The 25811-nt window shown below is 64.8% G+C and carries 25 protein-coding genes and 1 riboswitch; of the genes, 13 read left to right on the forward strand and 12 right to left on the reverse strand.

From position 1 onward, the window contains the following. Positions 1-35 precede the first annotated feature (35 nt). The 10 genes from BB28_RS11735 (at position 36) to gcvP (ending at position 9153) form a co-directional block, all read left to right on the forward strand. Positions 36-632 (forward strand): CDP-alcohol phosphatidyltransferase family protein, encoded by a 597-nt coding sequence (locus tag BB28_RS11735; protein ID WP_046253645.1) that lies wholly within the window; start codon positions 36-38, stop codon positions 630-632. Between the two features lies 1 nt (position 633). Next, on the forward strand, positions 634-1578 hold the full coding sequence (locus tag BB28_RS11740; RefSeq protein WP_046253646.1) for a DUF881 domain-containing protein: 945 nt from the start codon (positions 634-636) through the stop codon (positions 1576-1578). A gap of 36 nt (positions 1579-1614) precedes the next feature. Beyond that, on the forward strand, positions 1615-1947 hold the full coding sequence (locus tag BB28_RS11745; RefSeq protein WP_005058551.1) for a small basic family protein: 333 nt from the start codon (positions 1615-1617) through the stop codon (positions 1945-1947). Between the two features lie 4 nt (positions 1948-1951). Further along, the gene (locus BB28_RS11750; protein ID WP_046253647.1) at positions 1952-2722 is read left to right on the forward strand and encodes a DUF881 domain-containing protein; all 771 of its coding nucleotides are present in this window, start codon (positions 1952-1954) and stop codon (positions 2720-2722) included. Positions 2723-2776: 54 nt separating this feature from the next. Next, positions 2777-3172 carry a glycine cleavage system protein GcvH gene (gcvH, locus tag BB28_RS11755; protein WP_030097971.1) on the forward strand — a complete coding sequence of 132 codons (396 nt, stop codon included), beginning with the start codon at positions 2777-2779 and terminating at the stop codon, positions 3170-3172. A 196-nt stretch (positions 3173-3368) separates the two neighbouring features. Beyond that, the gene (gene garA, locus BB28_RS11760) at positions 3369-3842 is read left to right on the forward strand and encodes a glycogen accumulation regulator GarA (protein ID WP_030097970.1); all 474 of its coding nucleotides are present in this window, start codon (positions 3369-3371) and stop codon (positions 3840-3842) included. Continuing rightward, positions 3839-4582 carry a transcriptional regulator FtsR gene (gene ftsR / locus BB28_RS11765; RefSeq protein ID WP_064393459.1) on the forward strand — a complete coding sequence of 248 codons (744 nt, stop codon included), beginning with the start codon at positions 3839-3841 and terminating at the stop codon, positions 4580-4582. The genes garA and ftsR overlap by 4 nt, the downstream gene beginning before the upstream one ends. A 45-nt stretch (positions 4583-4627) precedes the next feature. Next, on the forward strand, positions 4628-5131 hold the full coding sequence (locus BB28_RS11770; RefSeq protein ID WP_030097968.1) for a bifunctional nuclease family protein: 504 nt from the start codon (positions 4628-4630) through the stop codon (positions 5129-5131). Positions 5132-5355: 224 nt separating this feature from the next. Further along, on the forward strand, positions 5356-5979 hold the full coding sequence (locus BB28_RS11775; RefSeq protein WP_046253649.1) for a MerR family transcriptional regulator: 624 nt from the start codon (positions 5356-5358) through the stop codon (positions 5977-5979). A gap of 62 nt (positions 5980-6041) precedes the next feature. Then, positions 6042-6139, forward strand: a riboswitch (glycine riboswitch). Positions 6140-6324: 185 nt separating this feature from the next. Further along, positions 6325-9153: an aminomethyl-transferring glycine dehydrogenase gene (gcvP, locus tag BB28_RS11780; RefSeq protein ID WP_046253650.1), complete on the forward strand. Its 2829-nt coding sequence runs from the start codon at positions 6325-6327 to the stop codon at positions 9151-9153. A gap of 57 nt (positions 9154-9210) precedes the next feature. On the opposite strand, the gene BB28_RS11785 is transcribed toward gcvP, so the two are convergent. From BB28_RS11785 to BB28_RS11820, 8 genes are all read right to left on the reverse strand, one after another. Beyond that, complete coding sequence (locus tag BB28_RS11785; RefSeq protein ID WP_046253651.1) at positions 9211-11064, reverse strand: vWA domain-containing protein; 1854 nt, start codon at positions 11062-11064, stop codon at positions 9211-9213. Positions 11065-11265: 201 nt separating this feature from the next. Further along, a complete protein-coding gene (locus tag BB28_RS11790; RefSeq protein ID WP_046253652.1) occupies positions 11266-13473 on the reverse strand; it encodes a malate synthase G in 2208 nt (735 codons plus the stop codon). Between the two features lie 100 nt (positions 13474-13573). Next, positions 13574-14629: a hemolysin family protein gene (locus BB28_RS11795; protein WP_030097963.1), complete on the reverse strand. Its 1056-nt coding sequence runs from the start codon at positions 14627-14629 to the stop codon at positions 13574-13576. Positions 14630-14634: 5 nt separating this feature from the next. Further along, positions 14635-15984, reverse strand: coding sequence for a hemolysin family protein (locus BB28_RS11800; protein ID WP_046253653.1), 1350 nt, complete (start codon positions 15982-15984; stop codon positions 14635-14637). 104 nt (positions 15985-16088) lie between these two features. Beyond that, the gene (locus BB28_RS11805; protein ID WP_046253654.1) at positions 16089-17525 is read right to left on the reverse strand and encodes a GuaB1 family IMP dehydrogenase-related protein; all 1437 of its coding nucleotides are present in this window, start codon (positions 17523-17525) and stop codon (positions 16089-16091) included. Positions 17526-17551: 26 nt separating this feature from the next. Continuing rightward, positions 17552-19006, reverse strand: a complete 1455-nt coding sequence (gndA, locus tag BB28_RS11810) for an NADP-dependent phosphogluconate dehydrogenase (protein WP_046255764.1) — start codon at positions 19004-19006, stop codon at positions 17552-17554. Positions 19007-19093: 87 nt separating this feature from the next. Continuing rightward, on the reverse strand, positions 19094-20059 hold the full coding sequence (locus BB28_RS11815; protein WP_046253655.1) for a M56 family metallopeptidase: 966 nt from the start codon (positions 20057-20059) through the stop codon (positions 19094-19096). A gap of 14 nt (positions 20060-20073) precedes the next feature. Next, complete coding sequence (locus BB28_RS11820; RefSeq protein ID WP_030097958.1) at positions 20074-20481, reverse strand: BlaI/MecI/CopY family transcriptional regulator; 408 nt, start codon at positions 20479-20481, stop codon at positions 20074-20076. 244 nt (positions 20482-20725) lie between these two features. On the opposite strand from BB28_RS11820, the gene BB28_RS11825 reads away from it, so the two are divergent. Next, positions 20726-21484, forward strand: coding sequence for a hypothetical protein (locus BB28_RS11825; RefSeq protein WP_046253656.1), 759 nt, complete (start codon positions 20726-20728; stop codon positions 21482-21484). 177 nt (positions 21485-21661) lie between these two features. Beyond that, complete coding sequence (locus BB28_RS11830) at positions 21662-22072, forward strand: PaaI family thioesterase (protein ID WP_030097956.1); 411 nt, start codon at positions 21662-21664, stop codon at positions 22070-22072. 133 nt (positions 22073-22205) lie between these two features. On the opposite strand, the gene BB28_RS11835 is transcribed toward BB28_RS11830, so the two are convergent. The 4 genes from BB28_RS11835 to BB28_RS11850 form a co-directional block, all read right to left on the reverse strand. Continuing rightward, a complete protein-coding gene (locus BB28_RS11835; RefSeq protein ID WP_046255765.1) occupies positions 22206-23006 on the reverse strand; it encodes a sensor domain-containing protein in 801 nt (266 codons plus the stop codon). Further along, positions 23003-23767 carry a sensor domain-containing protein gene (locus BB28_RS11840; protein ID WP_030097954.1) on the reverse strand — a complete coding sequence of 255 codons (765 nt, stop codon included), beginning with the start codon at positions 23765-23767 and terminating at the stop codon, positions 23003-23005. The genes BB28_RS11835 and BB28_RS11840 overlap by 4 nt, the downstream gene beginning before the upstream one ends. 99 nt (positions 23768-23866) lie before the next feature. Then, complete coding sequence (locus tag BB28_RS11845) at positions 23867-24595, reverse strand: sensor domain-containing protein (RefSeq protein WP_046255766.1); 729 nt, start codon at positions 24593-24595, stop codon at positions 23867-23869. Positions 24596-24606: 11 nt separating this feature from the next. Beyond that, positions 24607-25362: a sensor domain-containing protein gene (locus BB28_RS11850; protein WP_046253657.1), complete on the reverse strand. Its 756-nt coding sequence runs from the start codon at positions 25360-25362 to the stop codon at positions 24607-24609. Positions 25363-25507: 145 nt separating this feature from the next. On the opposite strand from BB28_RS11850, the gene BB28_RS11855 reads away from it, so the two are divergent. Beyond that, positions 25508-25810 carry an urease subunit gamma gene (locus BB28_RS11855; RefSeq protein WP_030097951.1) on the forward strand — a complete coding sequence of 101 codons (303 nt, stop codon included), beginning with the start codon at positions 25508-25510 and terminating at the stop codon, positions 25808-25810. Position 25811 lies beyond the last annotated feature (1 nt).

Below are 25811 nucleotides of genomic sequence, written 5' to 3' on the forward strand. Positions count from 1 at the left end.
GGGGTATACCTTCGCGAATATGAGAGGGTGGCCGGATGGGAACCGCCGAACCGCCCTCCGGAGACGACCGGATACTGACGGTCCCCAACGTGCTGAGCGTTATTCGGCTGGCCTTTATCCCGCTGTTTCTGTATCTGCTGTTGGTCAAACACGCCGACGGCTGGGCCGTCGCCATTCTGATGCTCAGCGGCTTCACCGACTGGGCTGACGGCAAGATAGCGCGGCTGATGAACCAGTCGTCGCACCTGGGCACGCTCCTGGACCCGGCTGCCGACCGGCTGTACATGGTGACCACACCGATCGCCTTCGCCATCCGGGACATCGTGCCGTGGTGGATCGTCCTCACCCTGCTGGCCCGCGACCTCATCCTCACGCTCGGACTGCCCATCGTGCGCAGTCGCGGAATCGAGGCGCTGCCGGTCATGTACATCGGCAAGGCCGCGACCTTCGCGCTGATGTCGGCATTTCCGCTGATTCTCGTCGGTGAATGGGACTCGTTGTGGGGCAGGATAATCGGTCCCTGTGGGTGGGCATTCCTGATTTGGGGTCTGGGCATGTATCTGTGGACTTTCGTGCTCTACGTCGCCCAGATCGTGATGGTGGTCCGGCAGCTGCCGAAGGTCAGCACCTGATATGAGTGCCGAGGACCCCATACACGGCAACGGGCCGCATCTCATGGGTGGTTTCGAACCCGAGGAGGGTCTGGGCCACCACAGCGCGAACCGGCCCAAGCGCAACCCGGTGCCGTCGCTGCTGCGCACCCTGCTCTCCGATCACCTGGACGCCGGATACGCCGAGGCGGCCGCAGCACGCCGAGACGGTGCCGCACCGCGTTCACGCCTGGCTGAATGGAGTTGGCAGGCAGTCGCTGCCGTCGCCATTGCCGCGGTCTTCGCGGCGGCGATCGCCCAGACCACCCGTATCGCGCCGGGCGTCATGCAGGAAAAGCAGGGACTGCTGGCGAGTATCCGCAGTGAACAGCGCGACTCCGGAGCTCTGGAGTCGACGCGAGACCAGCTGGCGGCAGAGGTGGCCGGCGCCCGGCGCAGTCAGCTGGAAGGCAACGAGCAGGGCAAGGAACTGCTGAATCGATTGGACCACTTGGGTCTTGCGGCGGCGAGCACCGAGGTTCGCGGACCGGCGCTGATCGTCACGCTGGCCGACCCAGGCAGTGCAGGTGACCTCTCGGACGTCTCGAAGGAACGCATCCCGCGTAGTCAGCAGGTCATCCTCGACCGCGACATGCAGCTCGTCGTGAACTCGCTGTGGAACAGTGGTGCAGAAGCGATTTCGGTATCGGATGTCCGCATAGGCCCGAATGTCACGATGCGTCAGGCCGGGGGAGCGATCCTGGTGGACAACCAGCCCATCAGCTCGCCGTACCGGATAGTCGCCGTCGGCCCCGCGAACACCATGAAATCCTCATTCGAGCGCAGCCCGGGAATGGCCAGGATGCGGCTTCTGCAGAAGTCTTACGGCATCAGACTCACCCTGGGTACCCAGGAGAATGTTCAGCTGGCTCCCGCGGTTAATCGGGACGTCAAGTACGCCAAGGAAATTCCAGCAGGAGGCCGGTGAAGTGACCCGGACGGTGAACAGGAGAGGAAGTAAACGATGATCGGCATAGTCGCGCTGGCGATCGGCGTGGTTTTGGGGCTGGTGTTTCACCCGAACGTGCCCGACGCGGTCGCCCCATACTTGCCGATCGCGGTGGTCGCCGCACTCGACGCGCTTTTCGGCGGCGCTCGGGCCTACCTGGACCAGATTTTCGACTCGAAGGTGTTCGTGGTCTCCTTCGTGTTCAACGTGCTGGTAGCGGCGTTGATCGTGTTCGTGGGCGACCAGCTTGGGGTGGGTACGCAGCTGTCCACTGCCATCATCGTCGTTCTCGGTATCCGGATCTTCGGAAACGCAGCCGCCCTGCGGCGCAGGTTGTTTGGGGCATAAGCCGATGACCGATGCGCAGCCGGATTCACGACCCGAACCGCACCCCGGCAAGCACGAGATGCCCAAAACGCGCCGTCCACCGACGCGTACTCAGGTCATCTTTGGAGTGCTGGGCGTGGCGCTGTGCGCGCTGCTGGGCCTGGCGATCACCACCCAGGTCCGCCAAACCGAATCCGGCGATGGCCTGGACACCGCGCGACCCGCCGACCTGCTGGTGCTGCTGGACTCCTTGCAACAGCGCGATGCCAACCTGAACAAGGAGATCGCGGATCTGCAGCAGAGTCTTATCACGATGCGCGCCAGCGGAACCGGCAACCAGGCCGTGATCAACGACGCGAAGGCCCGACTGTCCGCGCTGTCCATCATGGCGGGGACAGTCGGAGCCACCGGTCCCGGTGTGATCCTCACCATCGACGATCCGGGGCAGGGCATGGGCGCAGAAGCCCTATTGGACATCATCAACGAGCTGCGGGCGGCCGGCGCCGAGGCCATCGAGATCAAGTCCGGCGGTCAGTCGGTGCGCATCGGGGCCGATTCCTGGGTCACCGGGGCCCCGGGACAGCTCATCGTCGACGGCGTGCTCCTGACACCTCCGTATTCGGTTCTGGCGATAGGCGATCCGCCGACCCTCGCGGCGGCGATGAACATTCCGGGCGGTGCCGTCGACACCGTCTCGCGGGTTGGCGGCGGCGTTACTATCGACCAGCCGGCACGCGTAGACATCACCACCTTGCGAGAACCGAAACCGCGCCAATACGCTCAGCCCGGCAAGTAGCCCCCCAGGCCACCGACCACGCAGACCACTGACCAAGAGCAAGGATGATTCACCGTGACCGAAATTCCTGCCGACCTGCACTACACCGAGGAACACGAATGGGTGCGGCGCACCGGTGAGCGCACCGTGCGTATCGGAATCACCGACTACGCACAGTCGCAGCTCGGCGATGTGGTGTTTGTTCAGCTGCCGGATGTGGGCTCGGACCTGAGTGCCGGCTCGACGTTCGGCGAGGTGGAATCCACCAAGTCGGTTTCGGACCTTTTCGCACCGATTACCGCGAAAGTTGTTGCCGCGAATGGCGATTTGGATTCCAATCCGCAGCTGGTCAATTCCGATCCGTACGGCGAGGGCTGGTTGGTCGATCTTGAGGTCGCCAGCGAGGCCGATCTCGACGCGGCTCTTAATGACCTCTTAGACGCATCGGGATATGGTGACGCCACCGATTAGGAGGGCACCAGTTCTCCAACCAGTCCGATGACCACAATTTCGGGTGGACCACTGGCGGATACGGCAGAGGTGGCCCGTTACGGGCAGTCAGACGGTACGGTCGGAAATGAGCGGCGATGAGGGTCGCGAAGGGCGTCATGCTCGGGCGTGATCCGCACTGACAATCGAATCCTCCAGGGGCGAGGAAGAAGGAGCGATGGTGACCGATAACGACAAGGACGACACGTCAGGCGAGGTCACCGCGGAGACGACCTCGGTGTTCCGCGCCGATTTCGCCACCGAGCTGGAAGCGCCCGCGCAGGCCGGTAACGATGTGTCGGGTGTCGAGGGATTGCCCGCCGGTTCGGCTCTGTTGGTGGTCAAGCGTGGACCCAACGCGGGATCGCGCTTTCTGCTCGATCAAGCAACCACGTCGGCCGGACGGCACCCCGACAGCGACATTTTTCTCGATGACGTCACGGTGAGCCGTCGTCACGCTGAATTCCGGCTTGACAGTGATGAATTCCAGGTAGTCGACGTGGGCAGCCTCAACGGCACCTATGTCAACCGCGAGCCGGTGGATTCAGCGGTGCTCGCCAACGGCGACGAAGTGCAGATCGGAAAGTTCCGTCTGGTCTTCCTGACCGGGCCGAAGTCGGCAGGCGATGACACCGCCCCGGGTGGCCAGTGACAGCTCCCGACCGGCCGGCTCTCACCGGAATGTCGATCGGGTCGGTACTCGACCTGTTGCGTCCGGAGTTTCCGGACGTCACGATCTCGAAGATTCGATTCCTCGAATCAGAGGGACTGGTTACCCCGTCGCGTAGCGCGTCGGGGTATCGCCGGTTTTCGGCCTATGACGCCGAGCGGCTCCGGTTCATCCTCACCGCGCAGCGTGACCACTACCTGCCGCTGAAGGTGATCAAGGAGCAGCTTGACGCGCAGCCCGACGGTGCGCTGCCCGATGTGGCGGGTTTCACCGGCGGCCCTCGTCTCTTTGCCATCACCGATGGCGACAGCACCAACAGTGTTGCCCGTCAAGGAATCCCATCTACCCGTCCCACGCGGCTCAGCCGTGAGGACCTGCTGTCGCGTTCCGGTGCGGACGAGGTGCTGCTGACCTCGCTCATCAAGGCGGGGATCATCACTGCAGGCCCGGGCGGTTTCTTCGACGAGTACACGGTCCTGATCGTTCAGTGCGCCGCTGAGCTGGCCGATTACGGCGTTGAGCCGCGGCATCTGCGCACGTTCCGCTCCGCGGTCGATCGAGAGACCGATCTCATCGCCCAAATTGTGGGCCCAACCGTCAAAGCCAATAAGGCAGGAGCCCGCGACCGCGCCGATGACCTGATCCGGGAGGTGGCGGCGTTGTCGATCGCGCTCCACGGCGCGATGATCAAGTCCGCGGTGCGCGGCGTCCTCGATCGCTGAGGACTAGACTCGCGGTACGACAGAAGTACTGGTGTTGGAGGCACGATGAGCGAAGTTCGAGTCGTGGGAATCCGCGTGGAACAGCCCCAGAACCAGCCGGTGTTGTTGCTGCGGGAGTCTGCCGGCGATCGTTACCTGCCGATATGGATCGGTCAGTCCGAGGCCGCGGCCATCGCCCTGGAGCAACAGGGGGTAGAACCGGCGCGGCCACTCACCCATGACCTGATCCGTGATCTCATTGCCGCCCTTGGGCATTCGCTCAAGGAGGTGCGGATCGTGGATCTTCAGGAGGGGACGTTCTACGCGGACCTGGTTTTCGACAGCGACATCCGGGTGTCAGCGCGCCCATCGGATTCGGTGGCAATCGCGCTACGCGTGGGAGTTCCGATCTACGTCGAGGAAGCCGTGCTGGCCGAGGCAGGCTTGATCATTCCCGACGAGGACGATGAGGATTCCGGCGGAGCGCTGCGAGAAGACGAGGTGGAGAAGTTCAAGGAGTTCCTCGACAGCGTGTCGCCCGACGACTTCAAGGCCACCGAAGGCCCGTAACAGGGCCTTAAGTAACGAGTAAGTCTCAACCTGACCTTTACAGTCACGGCCCGGGCGCGTCGCATTGACCGTGATTTCACGGGGGCCATAATTTGACTCAGCGGCCGGCACGGGGCAGCGCAAAGGGCGTATGCTCGGAGGATTCGTGCTTGGACGAACGCACTACCGGCGAACTGAGAACCACAGGACGGTAGCCGGAGAAGCGATCGCGAGAGGGAGCAGAAGTGGTTGAAGAGCCGCAGCAGGGGCAGCTGGAGATGACATTGGACAACGGCGCCAACGGTTCCGTCGACTCCGCGTCTACCGGGCCTGTCCAGCCGGGTCTTTTCCCGGATGACTCCGTTCCCGACCAACTCGTCGGCTACCGCGGACCCAGTGCCTGCCAGGTTGCTGGCATCACCTACCGCCAGCTGGACTACTGGGCCCGCACCTCGCTCGTGGTTCCCTCGATCCGGGGCGCCGCCGGTTCCGGCAGTCAGCGCCTGTACTCGTTCAAGGACATCCTGGTTCTCAAGATCGTCAAGCGTCTGCTGGACACCGGGATTTCGCTGCAGAACATCCGGGTTGCCGTCGAACACCTGCGTCAGCGCGGAGTCGAGGATCTCGCCAACATCACACTGTTCTCCGATGGCACCACCGTCTACGAATGCACGTCGGCCGAAGAGGTCGTCGACCTGCTCCAGGGCGGACAAGGTGTGTTCGGCATCGCGGTCAGCGGTGCCATGCGCGAACTGACCGGTGCCATCGCCGAGTTCCCGGGGGAGCGCGCCGACGGTGGCGAGACCATCGAGGCGCCCGAGGACGAGCTGGCCTCCCGCCGCAAGGATCGTGCCCGCAAGATCGGCTGATTCGTCCCTACCGACTCGGCTGTCTGGACCCGTGGGTTAACTCGCGTAAGCTGGTCAGGCATCGCCCGTGGGCGGGAGAGTGTCATGACCGCCAGTCATGGCCGCCGAAGGAGCAACACCTCTCCGTCAATCTCTCAGGCCCCCGAACCGCTCTCGGCCCCGATGCCTCTGAAAAGCGGTGATCCGATCTTGTGAGCGGATCACCCGCCGACGGGGAAAGGCTCTCGTCCGGGTATCAGCCCGGTGAGACGACCGAATCTCTCAGGCGCCCGCACCGGGTCGATGACAGAGGGAGGGGAGATGCTGTCGTGTGCCCGCCGCGCGACTCGGCCCTTCGGGAGTGTCATGTCTTTCGCCGATCGCCATATCGGTCCCACCGCCGCCGATATCGACACCATGCTCGCCACCATCGGTGTGGCCAGCCTCGACGAGCTCGCCGAGAAGGCGGTTCCGGCCAGCATCCTGGATGAGCTGCACGGCGGCCTGGCCACCGGCCTGGCCGCGCTCCCGGCAGCGGCATCCGAGCACGAAGCTCTCGATGCGCTGCGGAAACTGGCCAGCCACAACACGATTGCCGTATCGATGATCGGGCAGGGCTACTTCGACACGCTCACCCCGCCCGTGCTGCGTCGGCATATCCTGGAGAATCCGGCCTGGTACACGGCCTACACGCCGTACCAGCCGGAGATCAGTCAGGGGCGCCTGGAAGCGCTGCTGAACTTCCAGACCATGGTCTCCGAGCTCACCGGCCTGGACATCGCGAATGCCTCGATGCTCGACGAGGGCACCGCCGCCGCCGAGGCGATGACACTGATGCACCGCGCCGTGAAGTCCAAGTCCAACCGTCTGATCGTCGACGCCGATGTGTACGCGCAGACTGCCGCCGTGATCGACACCCGCGCTCAACCACTCGGCATCGAGGTGGTGACCGCCGATCTCGCCCAGGGATTGCCTGATGGCGAGTTCTTCGGAGTCATCGTGCAGCTGCCCGGTGCCTCCGGAGTGGTACGCGACTGGTCGGCGCTCGTCTCCGAGGCGCATCAGCGCGGCGCACTGGTAGCGGTGGGCGCCGACTTGCTGGCCCTGACCCTGATCGCCCCGCCCGGCGACATCGGTGCCGACGTCGCCTTCGGCACCACGCAACGCTTCGGCGTGCCGATGGGATTCGGTGGACCGCACGCCGGTTACCTGGCCGTGCACACCGCCCATGCCCGGCAGCTGCCCGGACGCCTCGTCGGAGTGTCGGTGGATGCCGATGGCGCACCCGCCTACCGGCTCTCGTTGCAGACCCGCGAACAGCACATCCGCCGTGACAAGGCCACCAGCAATATCTGTACCGCGCAGGTGCTGCTGGCCGTGATGGCCGCCATGTACGCGAGCTACCACGGCCCGGAAGGCTTGCGCGCCATCGCCACCCGGGTGCACCGCAACGCACAGCTGTTGGCCTCCGGTCTGACTCGTGGTGGCCATACCGTGGTGCACGACCAGTTCTTCGACACCGTTTTGGTGCACGTTCCCGGCAAAGCCATCGAGATCCAGGCCGCCGCCAAGGCCGAGGGTGTCAACATCTGGAGTCCCGACGGCGACCACGTCTCGATCGCCTGCGATGAGGCGACCACGCTGCCGCACCTGGTCTCGGTGCTGCGGGCGTTCGGAACCGATTTCGGTGGCGGAACATCCGACACCTCGGACATCGCGTCCCGCGCCTCCGATTACCTGACGCACCCGGCGTTCAACCGCTACCACAGCGAAACCGAGATGATGCGCTACCTGCGTGCCCTATCCGACAAGGATATTGCGTTGGACCGCAGCATGATTCCGCTCGGTTCGTGCACCATGAAACTCAACGCCGCCGCCGAGATGGAACCCATCACCTGGCCGCAGTTCGCCGCACAACACCCATTCGCCCCGGCAAGTGACTCCCGCGGCCTGCGCACGCTGATCGCCGACCTCGAGGGCTGGCTGGCCGATATCACCGGCTATGACAGCGTGAGCTTGCAACCCAATGCGGGATCCCAGGGCGAATACGCGGGTCTGCTGGCCATCCGGCAGTACCACATCGACCGCGGCGAGAGCGCCCGCGACGTCTGCCTGATCCCGTCGAGTGCCCACGGCACCAACGCCGCCTCGGCCGCGCTGGCCGGCATGCGGGTCGTCGTGGTGGCCTGCCGCGAGAACGGCGACGTAGACCTGGACGACCTTCGCACCAAGATCGCGGCGAATGCCAGCGCGCTCTCGGCGATCATGATCACCTACCCGTCCACCCACGGTGTCTACGAGCACGACATCGCCGACATCTGCGCGGCCGTGCACGATGCCGGGGGACAGGTGTACGTGGACGGTGCGAACCTGAATGCCCTTGTCGGACTTGCCCGCCCCGGGCACTTCGGCGGTGATGTGAGTCATCTGAACCTGCACAAGACGTTCTGCATCCCGCACGGCGGCGGCGGGCCAGGTGTCGGCCCTGTCGCGGTGCGCAGCCACCTCGCGCAGTACCTGCCGGGACACCCGTACGCCGCGGAACTGCCCTCTGGCCCGCCGGTTTCGGCGGCGCCCTACGGTTCGGCATCGATCCTGCCGATCACCTGGGCCTACATCAGGATGATGGGGCCCGACGGCCTGCGGGCCGCATCGCTCACGGCGATCGCCTCGGCCAACTACCTGGCGCGCCGCCTCGACGAGTACTACCCGGTGCTCTACACCGGCGATAACGGCATGGTGGCCCACGAGTGCATCCTGGACCTGCGGGAGATCACCAAGAACACCGGCGTTACCGTCGACGATGTGGCTAAGCGCCTGGCCGACTACGGTTTCCACGCGCCAACGATGAGCTTCCCGGTGGCCGGCACACTCATGGTGGAGCCCACCGAAAGTGAGAGCCTGGCCGAGGTGGACGCCTTCTGCGAGGCGATGATCGCGATTAAGGCCGAGATCGACAAGGTCGGCTCCGGGCTGTGGCCGGTGGAGGACAACCCGCTGCGCGGGGCGCCGCACACCGCCGAATCCCTCACTGCCGACGAGTGGCACCACCCCTACAGCCGGTCCGAAGCCGCATATCCGCTGGGGAAGGGCTTCCGCCCCAAGGTGTGGCCACCGGTGCGCCGGATCGATGGTGCGTACGGTGACCGCAACCTGGTGTGCTCCTGCCCACCGATCGAGGCCTTCGCCCAGTAGCGATTTCTAGCGAAGCAGGCCCCCGCCACGGCGGGGGCCTGCTCGCCAGGGATGACGTTAAGACACGAAGCGGGTGATGGCTCCGGCCAGCTCGGGGCTGTTCGAGGTCGCCAGGTTCTGGTAGGCGCCGCCGGTCTGCTGAGCTAACGCCTGCCAGGTCTGCTGATCGGAGTCGTTACCGAAGTCGATCACGTTGATCCGAACCGGCCGCGCCGGATCTTTCTGACGGTTGATCGTGTCTATGAGGCCGGCACTGTCCAGGCTCTGATCGGTATGGGAGCGGCCTGCCACGATCAGCACCGAGTTGACCTGGTTGGGGCGGAAGCTATTGACCGCTTCCTGGTAGACGTTGCGTAACGTGGTGAACGCCACCGCGCCGTTGGAGGTCGGCTGCAGCGCCGTCAACGCGTCGGCGACACTCTGCGATCTGGGCACGCCCTCGACGTCGTCGGAGGCGGTACCCAGCCGTACCACGGTGTTGCCTTCCCGTCCGTCATACGTCCACAGCCCGACTCCCGAGCTCGGGGCAAGGGCGCGTACGCGGTTGGCAAGCGCCCCGGTCACATCGGACAGCTTCACCGCTTCGGAAGACAACGAGGAATCCAGCATGATCGTGGTGGCCCCGGCGCCCGTTGAGGTGCCATCGGCGAGCGCGACCCGGACCTTGTCCTCGATGCTCAGCGGCTTGTCGATCTTCGTGAAACTCACCACATCGCTGCTGGGCAGGTCCGCGCCCTCGGCACGGAAACCAGCGGCCGCCAAATCCTTGAGCTGGTCCTTGTCGCCCAGGAAACGCGCGAATTGGCTTGCCGCGGTGTGCTGTTCCTCGGAGAGCCACGGCCCGTCGAGTTGAACGGTGGGGTAGTCGGCGATCGGCGTCGCCCCGGCAGGCTGCCACGCGGCAATGACCTTCTTGGCATCGCCGTTGCTGCGAGTACGGGCATAGAGCTGCTGTTCGGTGGTCACCACCGCGTGCACGGCGGCACCGGGTTGTTCGCCGCCGTCCAGTAGTGCGCCGATGGCGTCGGACAAATTGTTCGCGGGAAGCTTGGGAGCCGCGGCGGTCAACGATGCGGCCGCGCCCGCGCCGAGCTCGGGCGAGTCGCCAGGGCGAACGCTGGCAGCGGCTACCGCCTCGGCGGCGAGCTGCGCCGCATCGCCATTGCCGCTCGACGGCAACACCAACCGCAACGAACCCCAACCGGGCAGACCGACCCCATCGAGCGAGTTCGGAACATTCTGCAGCGCAGGCACATCCGCCCAGCTCTTGTCGTTGGGAATGGCCTGACGCAGCCGCGGTGTCGTCGCGATGACCACGGGTGTGCTGACCAGCGACCGGCTGTCATTGACGATGTTTGTCTTGGAGGCGGCCTTCAGACGTGCCGAGGAGATCGAGCTGCCCGGGATCCATAAGGCCGGCTGATCCCCGAGCTCGGCGGGCCACTGACCCGTCAGCCCCTTGATCACGTTGGTCGTATCCGCCGGGCGCACCGACACCGTGAAGCAGTAGTCGCCGATCACCTCGTGCTTTTTGTTGAACCGTTCGGACAGCTCACCGATGCGGTCCGCGATCGACGGGTCGGCGACCACGGCGATGGCGTTGTCGCCGTGCACACAGGTAGCGGATGCCTCTGCCTGGTTGTCGGTGGTCCGCCGGTCGAAGTACCACCACAGTCCGATAGACACGGCAACCACCAGTACGGCCGCGAGGGCTCCGATCAGCCCCTTGCTGACACCCCAGTTGCTGCCGCCGCTGCGATGCGACCGCTGCCAGCTACCCGTGTCGAACTCGGAGCCGGAGTTCTCAGGGCCGGAGCCCGATGCGTAATCCGGCGCCGCGTCAGCACCCCAACCATCGTTGTCGTCGCGATCGTTTGGGCTACCTGACCCAGATGCGCTGTGCCTGCCCATGTGTTGTCGCGACCCTTCTGATCGTGTCTAAGTACTTGTCCAGCGGCTGCATGAGAGCCCTGCTGTGCGTGGGCCCGAGTCTACTGTCTCAGACCCCGTGAACTACGGCACGCGACACCAAACCGCAGCCAAACCGACACTCAACAGACCGGGACGGCAACGACCCTCGGCGAGGTCCAGGCACGTCAGCCAAGCCGTCCGCTACTTGGCCGTTGCGGCCTTGTACTCGCGGCGACGCCGGTGCAGGATCGGCTCGGTGTATCCGTTCGGCTGATCCTTACCCTCAAGGATCAGCTCCTTGGCGGCCTCGAAGGCGATGTTGCTGTCGAAGTCCGGAGCCATCGGGCGGTAGTCCTTGTCACCGGCGTTCTGCCGATCGACGACCGGTGCCATCCGCTTGAGCCCCTCGACCACGTCGGCGTCGGTGATGACGTCGTGACGCAACCAGTTGGCCAGCAGCTGGCTGGAGATACGCAAGGTTGCCCGGTCTTCCATGAGCGCCACGTCGTGGATGTCCGGAACCTTGGAACAGCCGACTCCCTGATCGATCCAGCGGACCACGTAGCCCAGGATGGACTGGCAGTTGTTGTCGATTTCCTCGCGGATGTCCTCCGCGGTCCAGTCATGACGCGACTCGGCCAACGGAATGGTGAGCAGGGACTCCAGTTCGGCGCGGTGCTTACCGGCGAGCTCCTGGTCCACAGCCTTGACGTCGACCTGGTGATAGTGCAGCGCGTGCAGCGTCGCGGCAGTGGGGGACGGCACCCAGGCGGTGGTGGCTCCCGCGCGGGGCTGCGCGATCTTCTGCGCAACCATGTCCGCCATCAGGTCGGGCATGGCCCACATGCCCTTACCGATCTGCGCCTTACCCGCCAGACCGGCGCCCAGGCCGGTGTCGACGTTGTGGTCCTCGTATGCCAGGATCCACGGCTGCGACTTCATGACGGCCTTGCGGCACATCGGGCCTGCTTCCATGGAGGTGTGGATCTCATCGCCGGTGCGATCCAGGAAGCCGGTGTTGATGAAGACCACCCGATCCGAGGCGGCCTTGATGGCGGCCTTGAGGTTGACGGTGGTGCGACGCTCCTCGTCCATGATGCCGACCTTGAGAGTGGCGTGCGGGAGTCCGAGCACCTCTTCGACGCGGCCAAACAGCTCGGCGGTGAAGGCCACTTCCTCGGGCCCGTGCATCTTGGGCTTCACGATGTAGATGGACCCGGTGCGGCTGTTCTTCAGCGGACCGTTCTTCTTGCCGGAACGAAGACCGTGGATCGCGATCAGGCTGGTGAACAACGCATCCTGGATGCCCTCAGGCATCTCGTTGCCTGCGGCATCCACGATGGCGTCATTGGTCATCAGATGGCCGACGTTGCGGACGAACAGCAAGCTGCGGCCCGGCAGGGTCAGCTCGCCCTTGCCGTCCGGGGCGTTGAACACGCGGTCCTCGTTGAGCACCCGGGTGAACGTCTTGCCGCCCTTGGAAACATCCTCGGACAGATCGCCCCTGTTGAGTCCCAGCCAGTTTCGGTACCCGAGCACCTTGTCTTCGGCGTCCACGGCAGCCACGGAGTCCTCGAAATCCATGATCGTGGTGATCGCCGACTCCAGCACGACATCCTTGATGCCGGCCTTGTCGGTGGATCCGATGGGGGAGTCGGGGTCGATGAGGACCTCGATGTGCAGGCCATGGTTGATGAGCAGCACCGACCATTGCGGCTTGCCCAGCTTGCCGGTGTAGCCGACGAACTGATCGGGGTTCCGCAGACCCACCGAGAGCTCGTCACCCAGCTCGATGAGCAGCTGACCGTCGTCGATCTTCAGGCCGACGGCGTCCTTCCAGGAGCCGCCCGCCAGCGGGGCCGCGCCGTCGAGCACGTCGCGGGCGTAGGCGATGACCTTGTCGCCGCGGATCTTGTTGTACCCACCTGTGCCGACGGCCTCTTTCTCGGCGCCATCGGCTTCGGAGATGACATCGGTGCCGTACAGCGCGTCGTAGAGGGAGCCCCAGCGCGCGTTGGCGGCGTTGAGCGCGAAGCGCGCGTTCAGGATCGGAACCACCAGCTGCGGCCCGGCAGTCGTGGTGATCTCGTCGTCCACATTGGCGGTGGTGATGGTGAAATCTTCGGGCTCGGGGACCAGGTACCCGATCTCGGTGAGGAACTCCCGGTACGCCGACTGGTCCAGCGGCTCGATGGCACGCTGCCGGTGCCAGCGATCGATCTGAGTTTGCAGGTCGTCCCGACGGTCGAGAAGCTCGCGGTTCCGCGGAGCCAAATCGGTGACTACTTTGTCGACCCCGGCCCAGAAAGCGTCGGCATCCACACCGGTGCCCGGAAGGGCCTCGTTGGTGATGAAGTCGTACAGCACCCGCGCCACGCGAAGGTTGCCCACATCGACGCGATCACTCATCGCAACTCCTCTGTGTTGTTAGGGGGTCTGGGACCGGATGCTCTTGCGATTCGGTGAACATTGATCCTACTCACTGGTAGCCATGTACCCCGAAACCCCTCTATATGCGGTGAGTTCCGTCACGCACAGTGCCGACGAGATCCTCCACCAGATCCTCGAGTGTGACGAGGCCCACTACGCTGCCGTCGGTGGTCGACATGAGTGCCAGATGACTGTTGCTGCGCCGTAGCGTCGAGAGCGCTTCCGGCAGTGGAACCGAGCCGTGTAGACGTGGGAGCGGTCGAATGAACGCGGGGTCGACGATCGCCTCCGGATCGTCACCCATGGTCAGGACGTCCTTTATGTGCAGATAGCCGAGGTAATCCCCGTGGGGCCCGATAACTGGAAAACGTGAGTAACCAGTTTCCGCCACCGCACGCTCCACGGCGGTCACCGAGGGCGCCTGCGCCGAACCCGATACCGCGATCGCCCGAATCTGGTTAGCGGGCACCACCACGTCCGCGACCACCCGGTGCTGGATCTGTAGCGCGCGGCGCAACCGGGTGTGTTCCTCTTCGTCGAGAAGCCCCTCGGACAGCGACTCCGCGATCATCTCGGAAAGCTCCACGGTGGACACGGTGACCTCGAGCTCGTCCTTCACCGGGACCTTGACCAGCCGCAACGCGGTGTTGGCGCACCAGTTGTAGAAGGCGATCAATGGCCGTGCCAGCCGGATGTAGACCAGGTACGGCGGAATCAGCAACATGGCCGCGGATTCTGGCCCCGCGATCGCGATGTTCTTGGGCACCATTTCGCCGAGTAGCACGTGCAACAGCACCACGATGGACAGTGAGACGACGAATGCGATGGTGTGCGTGAGAGCAGGCGGCGCACCCAGCAGCTCGAATGGTCGTTCCAGAAGATGCGCTACGGCCGGTTCTCCGATGCGGCCCAACAGGATTGAACAGATCGTGATGCCGAGCTGGGCGCCGGCGAGCATCAGAGACAAGTTCTGGCCGGCCATCATCACCGTCACGGCGCGTTTCTTGCCCGCCTCCGCCAGTGCCTCGAGGCGGTCCCGGCGAGCGGAGATGAGGGCGAACTCGGCCCCGACGAAGAAAGCGTTCGCCAAAAGCAGTGCGGCGGTGAGGAGTACGCCAAGTATGTCGCTGCCCATCGTGGTCATTCCCCCCGACCGTCGGCGTCGGTCAGCTCGACAAGCTCGATCTGGTCGATGCGGCGACCATCCATGCTTGCCACCCGGGCCCGCCACCGGGGCAGCTCAGCGAACGGATGGTCCGGCACCACCGCGGACAACTCGACGGTCTCGCCGACCGTCGGGATGTGACCGAGCTCTTGCAGCACCAGGCCGCCGATCGTCTCGTACTCGCCTTCGGGGGCGCGGTAGCCGGTCGCGGCGGCTACCTCGTCGATCCGCAGCAGACCCGACACCACCCAGCCGCCGCCGGAGGACACCACGTCGGGGGTGGCGTCATCGTGCTCGTCCCGGACATCACCCACGATCTCTTCGATCATGTCCTCGACCGTCACCAGCCCGGCGGTGCCGCCGTACTCGTCAACCACCAGCGCGGTTTGCATGCCGTTGGCCCGCACCTGCTCCATCACGGCATCGCCGTCGAGGGTGGAGGGTACTACCGCGACGGGCCGGGCCAAACTGGCCAGCGTGGTCGTGGCGCGCTGGTCCCGTGGCACTTCGAAGATCTGCTTTACGTGCACGATGCCGATCGTCGCGTCCAGGTCGCCTTCGGTGATCGGGAACCGTGAGAAGCCGGTGTCCACGGCGATGGCGACCAAGTCGGCAACGGTGTCCGTCGCTTCGAGCGATTCGATCTCGGTGCGCGGGGTCATGAGTTCCTCGGCGGTACGGCTCCCGAATCGCAACGAGCGGTCCACCAGCACCGCCGTGGTCTCATCCAGTGCACCGCTACGGGCCGAGGTACGCACCAACGAACCCAGCTCCTGGGGCGAGCGCGCCGAGCGCAGCTCTTCGGCGGGTTCAATGCCCATGCGTCGCAGCACCCAGTTGGCGATGCCATTCAATGCCCGGATCGCGAAGGCGAACACTGCCGAGAACAGCACCATGGGGCCCGCCGTGGCGCGTGAGGTCCAGGTGGGACGTGCCAGCGCGAAGTTCTTGGGCACGAGCTCACCGAAAATCATCGATATCGAGGTGGCGAGGATCAGTGCCAGCGCCAGCGATACGGCGCTGCTGACAGCCACCCCGGTGTATCCGATCGCCTGCGTGAGCAGCCGTGCGATCACCGGTTCGGCCAAATACCCGGTGACAAGCGTGGTGATGGTGATGCCGAGCTGTGCACCGGACAGCTGGAATGACAACGTGCTGTGTGCCCGTTTGACCAACCTGTCCCGGCCGTCACCGGTCTTGGCTCGCGCCTCGATGGAGCTTCGTTCCAGCGCGGTCAGGGAGAACTCGGCCGCCACGAACAGTGCCGTCCCCGCGGTCAGCGCCACGAACGCAAGCAAGCTCAGCCCGGTGAATAAGAGCGTCACCGCTGGCTGGCCCCTTAGGTTGAGTGATCACACGGTGTGACCATCGTGAGGCTCATGGTAACGGTGCAGATGGCCCGCAGGTACTCAACCAACAGGGAGGACGGTCACCAACCTTCGGGAAGCGGGCGTCCCTCGGCAAATCCGGCGGCGGACTGGACACCCAGAACCACCCGTTCGTGCAGCTCGGCCAGCGTGCGTGCCCCGACATAGGTGCAGGTGCTGCGCACCCCCGAGATGATGTGGTCGATGAGGTCCTCGACACCGGGCCGTTGCGGGTCCAATTCGATCCGCGACGTGGAGATGCCCTCTTCGAAGAGGCTTTTGCGGGCCTGGTCAAAGGCGCTGTCCCCGGCGGTGCGGGCGGCCACGGCGCGTTTGGACGCCATCCCGAAGCTGTCCTTGTAGCGCCGGCCGCTGGCCGAGTGCTGCAGATCCCCGGGTGATTCGTGAGTGCCCGCGAACCAGGAACCAATCATCACGTTGGCGGCACCCGCGGCGAGTGCCAGCGCGACATCCCGGGGATGCCGAACCCCGCCGTCGGCCCACACATGAGCACCGAGTTCCCTTGCCGCCGCCGCACATTCGATGACAGCCGACAACTGCGGACGACCCACCCCGGTCATCATCCGAGTGGTGCACATGGCGCCCGGGCCCACGCCCACCTTCACGATGTCGGCTCCGGCCGCGATCAGATCTCGGGTGCCCTGGGCGGACACCACATTGCCCGCCGCGATCGGCACACCCAGCGACAGTTCCGCGACCGACGCCAGCACCTCGATCATCTTCTGCTGATGTCCATGTGCGGTGTCGATGACCAGCAGATCCACCCCGGCCTGCGCCAGGGCGGTCGCCTTGGCACGGACATCGCCGTTGATGCCGACGGCACCGGCAACCCGGAGGCGTCCGCTCGCGTCCACGGCCGGCGTGTACAAACCCGCCCGGATCGCCCCGGTTCGGGTGAGGATCCCCGCCATGGTTCCGTCCGGACGCGTCAGCACCGCCACCGGCACGTGAGCCTCGGCCAGGCGGTCGAAGATCGCCCGCGGATCGGTTCCCGTGGGTACCGCGACGAAGTCGGTGGTTGCGATGTCGCGTACGCGGGTGAACCTGTCGATGCCGGTACATGCGGCCTCGGTGACGAGCCCACGTGGCTTGCCGTCGTTGAGCACCACCGCGGCCCCGTGCGAGCGCTTGTGGATCAGGGCGACCGCCTCACCCGCCGAATCGTCCGGAGCCAGCGTCACAGGCGTGTCGTAGACCAGATCACGGCTCTTGATGAACTCGACGGTCTGTGCGACCGCTTCCACCGGAAGGTCCTGCGGCAGCACGGTGATTCCGCCACGGCGAGCGACGGTCTCGGCCATCCGTCGCCCCGCCACCGCCGTCATGTTGGCCACCACGATCGGGATCGTGGTGCCGGTGCCGTCGGCGGTCGTCAGGTCGACATCGAACCGTGAGGTGACATCCGAGTGGTTCGGCACCACGAACACATCGTCGTAGGTGAGGTCATAAGGTGGCCGCTGCCCGTCTAGAAACCGCACAGTATCGCTCTCTTTCTGTGCCCTGCTTAGGCTTCTACCTCGCCGCGGTCACCGCTCCAGAGGGTGTGGAACTTGCCGTCGGAGTCGACACGCTCATAGGTGTGCGCGCCGAAGAAGTCCCGCTGCGCCTGAGTGAGGGCCGCTGGCAGACGATCGGTGCGCAGACCGTCGTAGTACGACAGCGACGAGGCGAAGCCGGGAACCGGAATTCCCAACTGCGTCGCCGCCACCACGACGCGACGCCAACTATCGATGCCGTTTTCGACGGCTGCCCGGAAGTACGGCGCGGCGATCAGCGTGGCCAGGTCGGGCTCGTCGGCGAAGGCGTCCTTGACGCGATTGAGGAACTGCGCGCGGATGATGCAGCCACCCCGCCAAATGGTGGCCAGGTCGCCGGGGTTGACGTTCCAGCCGTACTCGGCGCTACCCGCGGCAATCTGATTGAAGCCCTGCGCGTACGCCACGATCTTGGACGCGTACAACGCTTGGCGTACGTCTTCGACGAACTGCTTTGCATCACTTGGCTTCTCGCCCAATGCTCCGGAGGCGAACCCGGCGGCGGCGGCGCGCTGGGGGCGGGAACCGGACAGTGCGCGCGCGAAAACCGCCTCGGCGATACCGGTGACGGGCACGCCGAGGTCCAGGGCCGACTTCACGGTCCAGCGGCCGGTGCCCTTCTGTTCGGCGGCATCGACGATGACATCGACGAGGGGCTTGCCGGTCTTCGCATCAACCTGCTTGAGCACCTCTGCGGTGATCTCAATCAGGTAGCTCTCCAGCTCGCCCTTGTTCCATTCTGTAAAGACGTCAGCGATATCCGGTGCACTCATGCCGAGGCCGTCGCGCAGCAGCTGGTAGGCCTCGCCGATCAGCTGCATGTCCGAGTATTCGATGCCGTTGTGCACCATCTTCACGAAATGGCCGGAGCCATCGGGGCCGATGTGGGTACAGCAGGGCACACCGTCGACGTGCGCGGAGATCTCCTCCAGCAGCGGGCCGAGGGATTCGTACGACTTCTTCGGGCCGCCCGGCATGATTGAGGGACCGTTCAGCGCACCCTCTTCGCCACCGGAGATACCCGCACCGACGAAGTGCAAGCCGCGATCGGCCATGGCCTTCTCCCGGCGGATGGTGTCGGTGTATAGGGAATTGCCGCCGTCGATGATGATGTCGCCCTGCTCCATGGCGTCGGCGAGCTCATTGATCACCGCATCGGTCGGATCGCCGGCCTTGACCATGATGAGCACGCGGCGCGGGCGCTCCAGCGCTGCGATGAACTCCTCGATGCTCTCGCTACGGACGAAGCTGCCCTCGGATCCGTGCTCGGCGAGCAATGCGTCGGTCTTGGCGACCGATCGGTTGTGCAGAGCGACGGTGTATCCGTGTCGTGCGAAGTTCCGCGCGATATTCGAACCCATGACGGCCAGGCCCGTCACGCCGATCTGAGCTTTACCCTGCGCCGAGCCGTCTGCAGCCGTCACCAGCACATCCTTTCGTTGACGTGTTGTGCTCCACGGATTCTCGCGTAGTCACAATCGGCCCGCGAGCGCGGGTCACCTACTCGGAGGTTACTTGCTGAACAGGCGCTGAAGTTCGGTGAACCACGGGATCACCACAGCCAGCGTCGGCACCACGAGGATGGCGGCAGCGGCGGTATAGGCGCTGCACGACAACAGCAGGCTGTTTCCGTCCCCGCCCAGGCGGCGGACGCGGATGAGTGTCGTCGGGCCGCCGGCGGCCATTGCGCCGACCGGGGTCGGTCCACCGGCGCACGCGACGAGCGCGCGGGCCAGGGGAGTCGGCCCGGCCGTCCGCACCGCGGCATCGTCGGCGAGCAGCTCGACCAGCAGCTTGACCGCCTCCAGCGCATTCTTGCTGCGCACGATGACGGGGAAGGCGTCGTGGACCGCGGTGAAGGCTTCCAGCACCAGGTCATGGCGCGCGCGCAGGTGTGCACGCTCGTGCGCGACGATCGCGGTCACCTCGTTGTGCCCCAGCGTGCTCAGAGTTCCCTCGCTGACGACCACCCGGCTGCGCACCCCCGGCAAGCAATAGGCCAAGGGCTCGTCGACTTCTAACACCCGCAGGTCGTGGTCGCGCCGACGATGGATGTCGTAGCCGCCGCGCCAGTTCTCGCAGTACCGCTTGTGGTCCAGCAGATCAACGATGGCGCGGTGGCGGGCACGCCGACGGCGGGTGCGTACCCCGACTCGGATCACCGACACCATGAGCCGGACACCGATAAGGATCGTGATCGCGAACACCGTGACGTAGAGCAGCCACAAACCCCAACCAAGGCGGTCGATTTCACCGGTGATCGTGGCGGTCGGATGACCATCGGGGCCAGGGACGAGAAGTCTGCTCGCGATCGCCAGCCCGGAACTGAATGCGGAGAGAACGGCGGCTGCGGCAATGGCCTGCCACAGCACCATCGCGGCACGTGGCGCGCGGTACGGCCAGCGCGCACGCGCAAGCAACGCCGGTACGGGACCGGTCAGCAGCAGCGCGAGTATCGCGAACGCCAGGGCGGACACATAACTAGTGTCCCTTACGCAGTGGGGCGACCGCCAGCAGATGGATCTTTCGCTTCGAGCTCGGCCAGTGCGCGACGCAGTGCATCGGCCTCATCGGGGCCGACGCGCTCCACGAAGTGCACCAACGCGGCCTCACGGGCACCAGAGTTGTTGGCCTGCGCCAACGCATCCACCATCAGGCCCGCGACAAGCTCGTCGCGGCCATGCACGGGTGCGTAGCGGTGCGCGCGATCGTCGCGGTGCTGCACCACCAGATCTTTTTTCGCGAGACGCTGCAACACGGTCATCACGGTCGTATAGGCGAGGTCACGCCGCGCCGACAATGCCTCGTGGACTTGGCGCACAGTCTGGGGCTCGGGGGACGACCAGAGATGGTCCATCACCGCGCGTTCAAGTTCGCCCAGGCGTGCCATTCCGAACATTCTACGTTCACCTCCGACGCAATGCCGTACTACATCCAGTCGTACTACTTCTGACAGCCAACGATCTAGAACTCGGTCTTTGTTCCAGCGCGTGATCCGGTCTCACCATGTGGGCCGAAATCGTGAACACTGCCCGATGATCAGGAGCTTTGGTGAGGGCAGTCACAACACCCGCACCTGGCGATGTCATCCTACATGTGGTTAGGCTTACCTATCTTGTCTACGTGAAGGGAGGCTGCCAACTGTGACACTGGCCATTGATCGATGCTCTTCGACGAGGAGCCTCATCGCCGACGATCCGCTGATCGCCGGCATGTCTATCCGCCAATCACTGCCGCTGCACGAATCGAGCGCCCGGCTTCGCGAGCTGTATCCCGAGTGCCCTCGGGCCTATGGTGTCGCCGTCATGTCCGATGTCGGCCGGCGCCGATGGTGGCCGCTGGCGCGGGCTCTGAACACCGACCGTCTCGAGCGGATGTACGCCCGCGCCATTGAAGAGACCGGTAGCGATGCGGTCGCCGTCCATCAACTCGCGGACGCGCTTGTGCATACCGTGGTCGGCCGATTGGTCGCCCTGGTCGTCCTGGAGGGACGCGCATGGGATCCGGGCCTGGGCAACTTGTGGGTGTACTTCGATTCCGAAGGCTGCATCGACTGGGCAGGTGTGGTGGACCCGACGCTGCGGGTGTTGTCCAATGACCCGGACCGGGACCGGGAGCAGGTTGTGGTGTTCCCCGGCGAGGACGCACTTGCCGCGTGGACGGCGCACCGATGCCATCGCGCCCTGGCGCCTTTGTTCACGCGCCTGTCTCAGATCAGTTCCGGAACAATGGAAATCGGCCAGATGTGGCAACTGGTGGGCTCAACCGTGGTGGGTGCGGCGACTCATGTTCCGCTGCTGGCCCGCTCCAGCGAGACCGACGGAATGCGGCGCGGACAGGCGATCCTGGACCGCTTCATGACACTCGGATTGCCGGTTCGCCACAAGGCCCTTGCAATTTAGGGCAGCCTTGCCTATCCTTAGAAACGTCGAACGCGCTACCGCGCGACCAGACACCCGGACCGCGCCGGAGTCCTGAGGGCTGCAGAGACCCCCGGTCCACTCGAAGGAAGTGCCCCACCTGCCTTGGCAGGTGGGGCACTTCTTCGTTATCGGATCCGGCACTGATATGAACATCGAATGCCAGACACGCCGGAGCACCTCAGCCAGATGCCCACCGCGCCCTTCGACAAGCTCGTAGGGCTCGAATACACCTCGCTGACACCCGAGGGGGTGTCCGCCACCCTGACGGTCACCGAAAACCTGTTGCAACCCAATGGGATCGTGCACGGTGGCGTCTACTGCTCGGTGGTGGAAAGCGTCGCGAGCGTGTCCGCGTACGTCTGGCGTGCCAACGTGCTGGGGGAGGAGAGTGCGGTGGTCGGCGTCAACAACAACACCGATTTCCTGCGCGCCATCTCGACCGGCACGCTCACCGCGACATCCACGCCGATACATCGGGGCCGTCGTCAGCAGTTGTGGCTTGTCACCATCGCCGATGATCAGAACCGCACAATCGCACGCGGGCAGGTCCGCCTACAGAATCTGTGAGACTCGGGTGGGCGCAACCCCCGTACGCCCACCCGAGCTCATCTTCGAGGGATGTCGGCCGGCCCCCCGATGGTCGGGCCGCCATCCTCGTCCCCCCGCCCGGACCCAGTCCCCACTGGATCCGGGTAGCTCGTCAGCTCAGCTGCAGTTTGTCGACAATCCTGTCGGCCATCTTCTGCACCAGCTGCTTTGAATTGCTTCGTGCACAAACCTGCGTCTGCACAATCAGATTCGCGACACCGTTGTACGACACGAAGCAGCGATACTTACTGGGCCCGTATGTGAGGGCCCAATTCACCTTCTTGTCGTTCGACAACGAGACAGACACCGCCACCGGCACCTTGCGCCCGCCGGGATCGGTGAAGTTGTACGTCTTTCCGTCACACTCCGTGATCTCGTCAGCTGCCGTAGAGAACTGCGCCTGCGCGGAGTCCTTGTCCTTGTACGCCGCGATGCCCTGGTAGACCTGGGCATCCGGGCTCTCGGCGTCGCCGAGCAGCATCTCGGTGCCGCGGAACGTCTCGTACTCCTTACCCACCGACTCCACGGTGAGTCCCTGCGTCACATTGCAACTCGCGTCATCAGACTCCGTGGCCGTGAAGGGCTTTTCCCGCTTGTTGGTCTTGGCGACTTCGGCGTCGAACACCTTGGAAATCTCCTCGTTGGTGAACAACGCCGACACCATGGCTTCCTCGGTGATCTTGTCCTGGCCGGGCCACCCCGTGAGCCCCGCTGGTCCGCTGCTCACGGGAGCCGGAGCCGGCGTGTTTACCGAGCGTGAGGCCGTCGTGGTGGCGGCCGTTGACGTACCGGCGGCCTCCCGCTGGCCGGAACACCCGGACAGCGCTAGCGCGGCGATTGCCGTCGCGCACAGCACCGTCCGCGCCGTTATGCCTGTCATCGGGCCCCCTGCCGTGTTCTTCGTCGTGGTCATGCCGGAATCCATTCGGCCATGCGGTCGACGATCGCGGTGACTATCGGGGTGCCGTTGCCGTTCTGGCACAACAGGCTCCCGAAGAGCGCGTTGTTCTTGACCCGGTAGTCGTAGAAACACCGCCACCCCGCGGGTTTTCCGTCCTTGAGCTCCTGGCGCACCCACTTCACACTGGTGCCGTCGTTCGAGAATTGACCGATCCGCCATTCGATATCGCCCTCGGTCTGACGCGAGTCCGCGCAGGACGCGAGCGACGGGGGATAAGCCGTCTGAAGCTGGTTCGCCGCGGCCTTCGCATCAGGGAACAACACGACCGCTTGCCACACGATGTGGTCATACCGGTCCTGTGTTTCCTGCAGACGTGAACCTCGGTAGGTGGTCCACTCATCACCAAGGCTCTCGCTGCGCAGCCCGGTGAGTGCCTGACACTTGCCGGTCGCGGAGGCATCGCTGGGCCGAGTGGACTTGAACTCGTACGTCAGCGGCGATCCGACCAGCCTGCCCACATCGTCGGCGGAGATGATGATCGATTCCGCCTTGTCGGGCGTGACGATCACCGGTGCCGGTGGTTCGAGCGAGGTGGTGACCGGTGGAGCGCTGGACTTGGGGCTCGCGATCGCCCCGTCCTGCCCATGATCGGCCGGTGCCGATGTCTCGGTGGCACCGACCGGTATCGGCTTGATGCCCCCGGTCTCCGTTCCACAACTCACCGCGAGCATCGCTGCCAGGCCAAGCCATCCGACAGCCAACACGTGACGCATCCAAGTCCCTCCCTGCCGATTTCAGACCCGTATCGACCCAAATCATGGCTACATCGGATCGCTGGCGCCCAGTGTTACACGAGCGCCACGAGCGATTTCTTACTTCGGCTGGGTGGCGGTAACCATCCTGTCCACGATCGCGCGCAGCGCCGGACCACCATTGGCCACCTGACAGACTGTCGCCGAGAGCAGCAGATTTTCGATGATGCGGGCCTCCAGCATGCAGCGCCATCCCGACGGGCGCCCATCGGCGATCTCATCGAGCACCCACTGGGCGCGGTCGTCGGATGCCTCGCGGACAGACACGCGCCAGGTCGCCGTGTCGACCTTCAGTTCCTCACCCGAGCAACTGCGGACATCGCCGGGGAACTCCTTCGAATAGTTCTCCCGCGCATCGTCTTTCGACGAGTAGAGCAACACCCGCTGAGTGACCGAGTGCGTGAACGTGTCCTTGCCCTCCCGATACCAGACGTCGCGGTAGGTAGTCCACTTGTCGCCGACGTCGACGGTCAGTGGCACCATCAGCGCCTGGCACGATTGCCTGCCGTCGATCGGCGACGACGATCGCGGATTCGAGGACTTGCCCTCGTATTCGAGGGTGGAGCCGACCAGCTCGGACACGTCCTTTTTGGAGACGATGATCGAGTTGGCTCTGTCGGGACTGATCGCATCCACCGACGTCGTTGTCGACGTCTTCGATGCGCCGGGGGTCGCCGACGGCCCGGACGTCGCAGGGTGCTGGCCACCTCCGAAAATTGAGCATCCCGTCAGGACGGCGGCGGCGCACACCGCGACGGCAGTCTTTCCGTACACCGATTTGCTGGTCACAGCGATTCCTTTCACTGCGGGATCCACGCCGCGATCCGGTCGGTAATGGTCGTCACACCGGGTACGCCGTCACCGTACTGGCATAGGTACGTCCCGAAGAGCACGTTGTTCTTGTTGCGGAAGTCGAAGAAGCAGTGCCACGTCGCGGTCTGTGTGATCTGCAGTTGGGTCCATTTCGCCGCGCCATCACTGATTTCCGCGATGTTGCTGATCTTCCACTTCTGATCCTGCTTGGAGATTTCCGCGTTGGCGCATGTTCTCGCTGCGGACTTGGGAAACGCGTGTGCGAAAGCCGCGGCGGCCTCCTCGCGGGACGGATAGAGGACGGCCACCTGGCTCACGATGTACGCGGTGGTGTCCTTGGTCTCGCGGTAATAGTTCCAGCGGTAGGTCGTCCATTCGGATCCCAATTGGCTGGCCCGCGGGTTGTCCAGGTTGGCGCAGTCCGGTGCGCCGCCTACGGCATCGGTCGGCGGTGTCGATGTGTTGTCGTCGTACTCGAGCGTGGTTCCCAGAATCTTTCCGACATCCGAACGTGAGCCCAGGATCGAGTCGATCTTCTCCGGGGTGACCACCAGGGGCGGCGGTGGAGGCGCTTTTGTGGTCGTGGGGATGGACGCGGGGGCTGAGGTGCCCGCGGTCATGGGCATATCCGCCGAGGTGGTGGTCGGCGCCGACACCGGCTTTATCCCCTCGCTGGGCTGACCGCACCCTGATATCAGCACTCCGGCCGACACCACGCACCACAACGTCATCCCGTACCGCATCGCGCACCCTCCTGATCGACTCCACACCCCACAAGCTCCGTGGATTCTCGCACTCACCATCTCGACCGCAGGGCAAAACCGTCCGCTGTCTGCGCAACGGCCGTGAAAGTGCCAGGCAGCCCGGATCATGGCAGGATCGCCCCTTATGCGATTGACCCCGCACGAGCAGGAACGGCTGCTCATTTCCTATGCGGCGGAATTGGCGCGACGACGCCAATCCCGAGGCCTGCGCCTCAACCACCCAGAAGCAATCGCCATCATCACCGATCATCTCCTCGAGGGTGCGCGTGATGGTCGCACCGTCTCGGAATTGATGGCCAGCGGCCGCGAGGTGCTGGGGCGCGATGACGTGATGGACGGCGTCCCCGAGATGATCCCGGACGTCCAGGTGGAGGCAACCTTTCCCGACGGCACCAAGCTCGTCACTGTGCACCACCCGATCGGATGAG

The sequence above is a fragment of the Mycobacteroides chelonae CCUG 47445 genome (assembly GCF_001632805.1).
Lineage (GTDB): Bacteria > Actinomycetota > Actinomycetes > Mycobacteriales > Mycobacteriaceae > Mycobacterium > Mycobacterium chelonae.

Bases quoted from the DNA above. Each gene is read 5' to 3' on its own strand.
- BB28_RS11785 (WP_046253651.1), bottom strand. From the start codon at position 11,064: ATGGGCAGGCACAGCGCATCTGGGTCAGGTAGCCCAAACGATCGCGAC.
- BB28_RS11790 (WP_046253652.1), bottom strand. From the start codon at position 13,473: ATGAGTGATCGCGTCGATGTGGGCAACCTTCGCGTGGCGCGGGTGCTG.
- gcvP (WP_046253650.1), top strand. From the start codon at position 6,325: ATGTCTTTCGCCGATCGCCATATCGGTCCCACCGCCGCCGATATCGAC.
- BB28_RS11750 (WP_046253647.1), top strand. From the start codon at position 1,952: ATGACCGATGCGCAGCCGGATTCACGACCCGAACCGCACCCCGGCAAG.
- BB28_RS11735 (WP_046253645.1), top strand. From the start codon at position 36: ATGGGAACCGCCGAACCGCCCTCCGGAGACGACCGGATACTGACGGTC.
- garA (WP_030097970.1), top strand. From the start codon at position 3,369: ATGGTGACCGATAACGACAAGGACGACACGTCAGGCGAGGTCACCGCG.
- BB28_RS11745 (WP_005058551.1), top strand. From the start codon at position 1,615: ATGATCGGCATAGTCGCGCTGGCGATCGGCGTGGTTTTGGGGCTGGTG.
- BB28_RS11795 (WP_030097963.1), bottom strand. From the start codon at position 14,629: ATGGGCAGCGACATACTTGGCGTACTCCTCACCGCCGCACTGCTTTTG.
- BB28_RS11820 (WP_030097958.1), bottom strand. From the start codon at position 20,481: ATGTTCGGAATGGCACGCCTGGGCGAACTTGAACGCGCGGTGATGGAC.
- BB28_RS11850 (WP_046253657.1), bottom strand. From the start codon at position 25,362: ATGCGGTACGGGATGACGTTGTGGTGCGTGGTGTCGGCCGGAGTGCTG.
- BB28_RS11855 (WP_030097951.1), top strand. From the start codon at position 25,508: ATGCGATTGACCCCGCACGAGCAGGAACGGCTGCTCATTTCCTATGCG.
- BB28_RS11740 (WP_046253646.1), top strand. From the start codon at position 634: ATGAGTGCCGAGGACCCCATACACGGCAACGGGCCGCATCTCATGGGT.
- BB28_RS11830 (WP_030097956.1), top strand. From the start codon at position 21,662: ATGCCAGACACGCCGGAGCACCTCAGCCAGATGCCCACCGCGCCCTTC.
- BB28_RS11835 (WP_046255765.1), bottom strand. From the start codon at position 23,006: ATGACCACGACGAAGAACACGGCAGGGGGCCCGATGACAGGCATAACG.
- BB28_RS11770 (WP_030097968.1), top strand. From the start codon at position 4,628: ATGAGCGAAGTTCGAGTCGTGGGAATCCGCGTGGAACAGCCCCAGAAC.
- BB28_RS11840 (WP_030097954.1), bottom strand. From the start codon at position 23,767: ATGCGTCACGTGTTGGCTGTCGGATGGCTTGGCCTGGCAGCGATGCTC.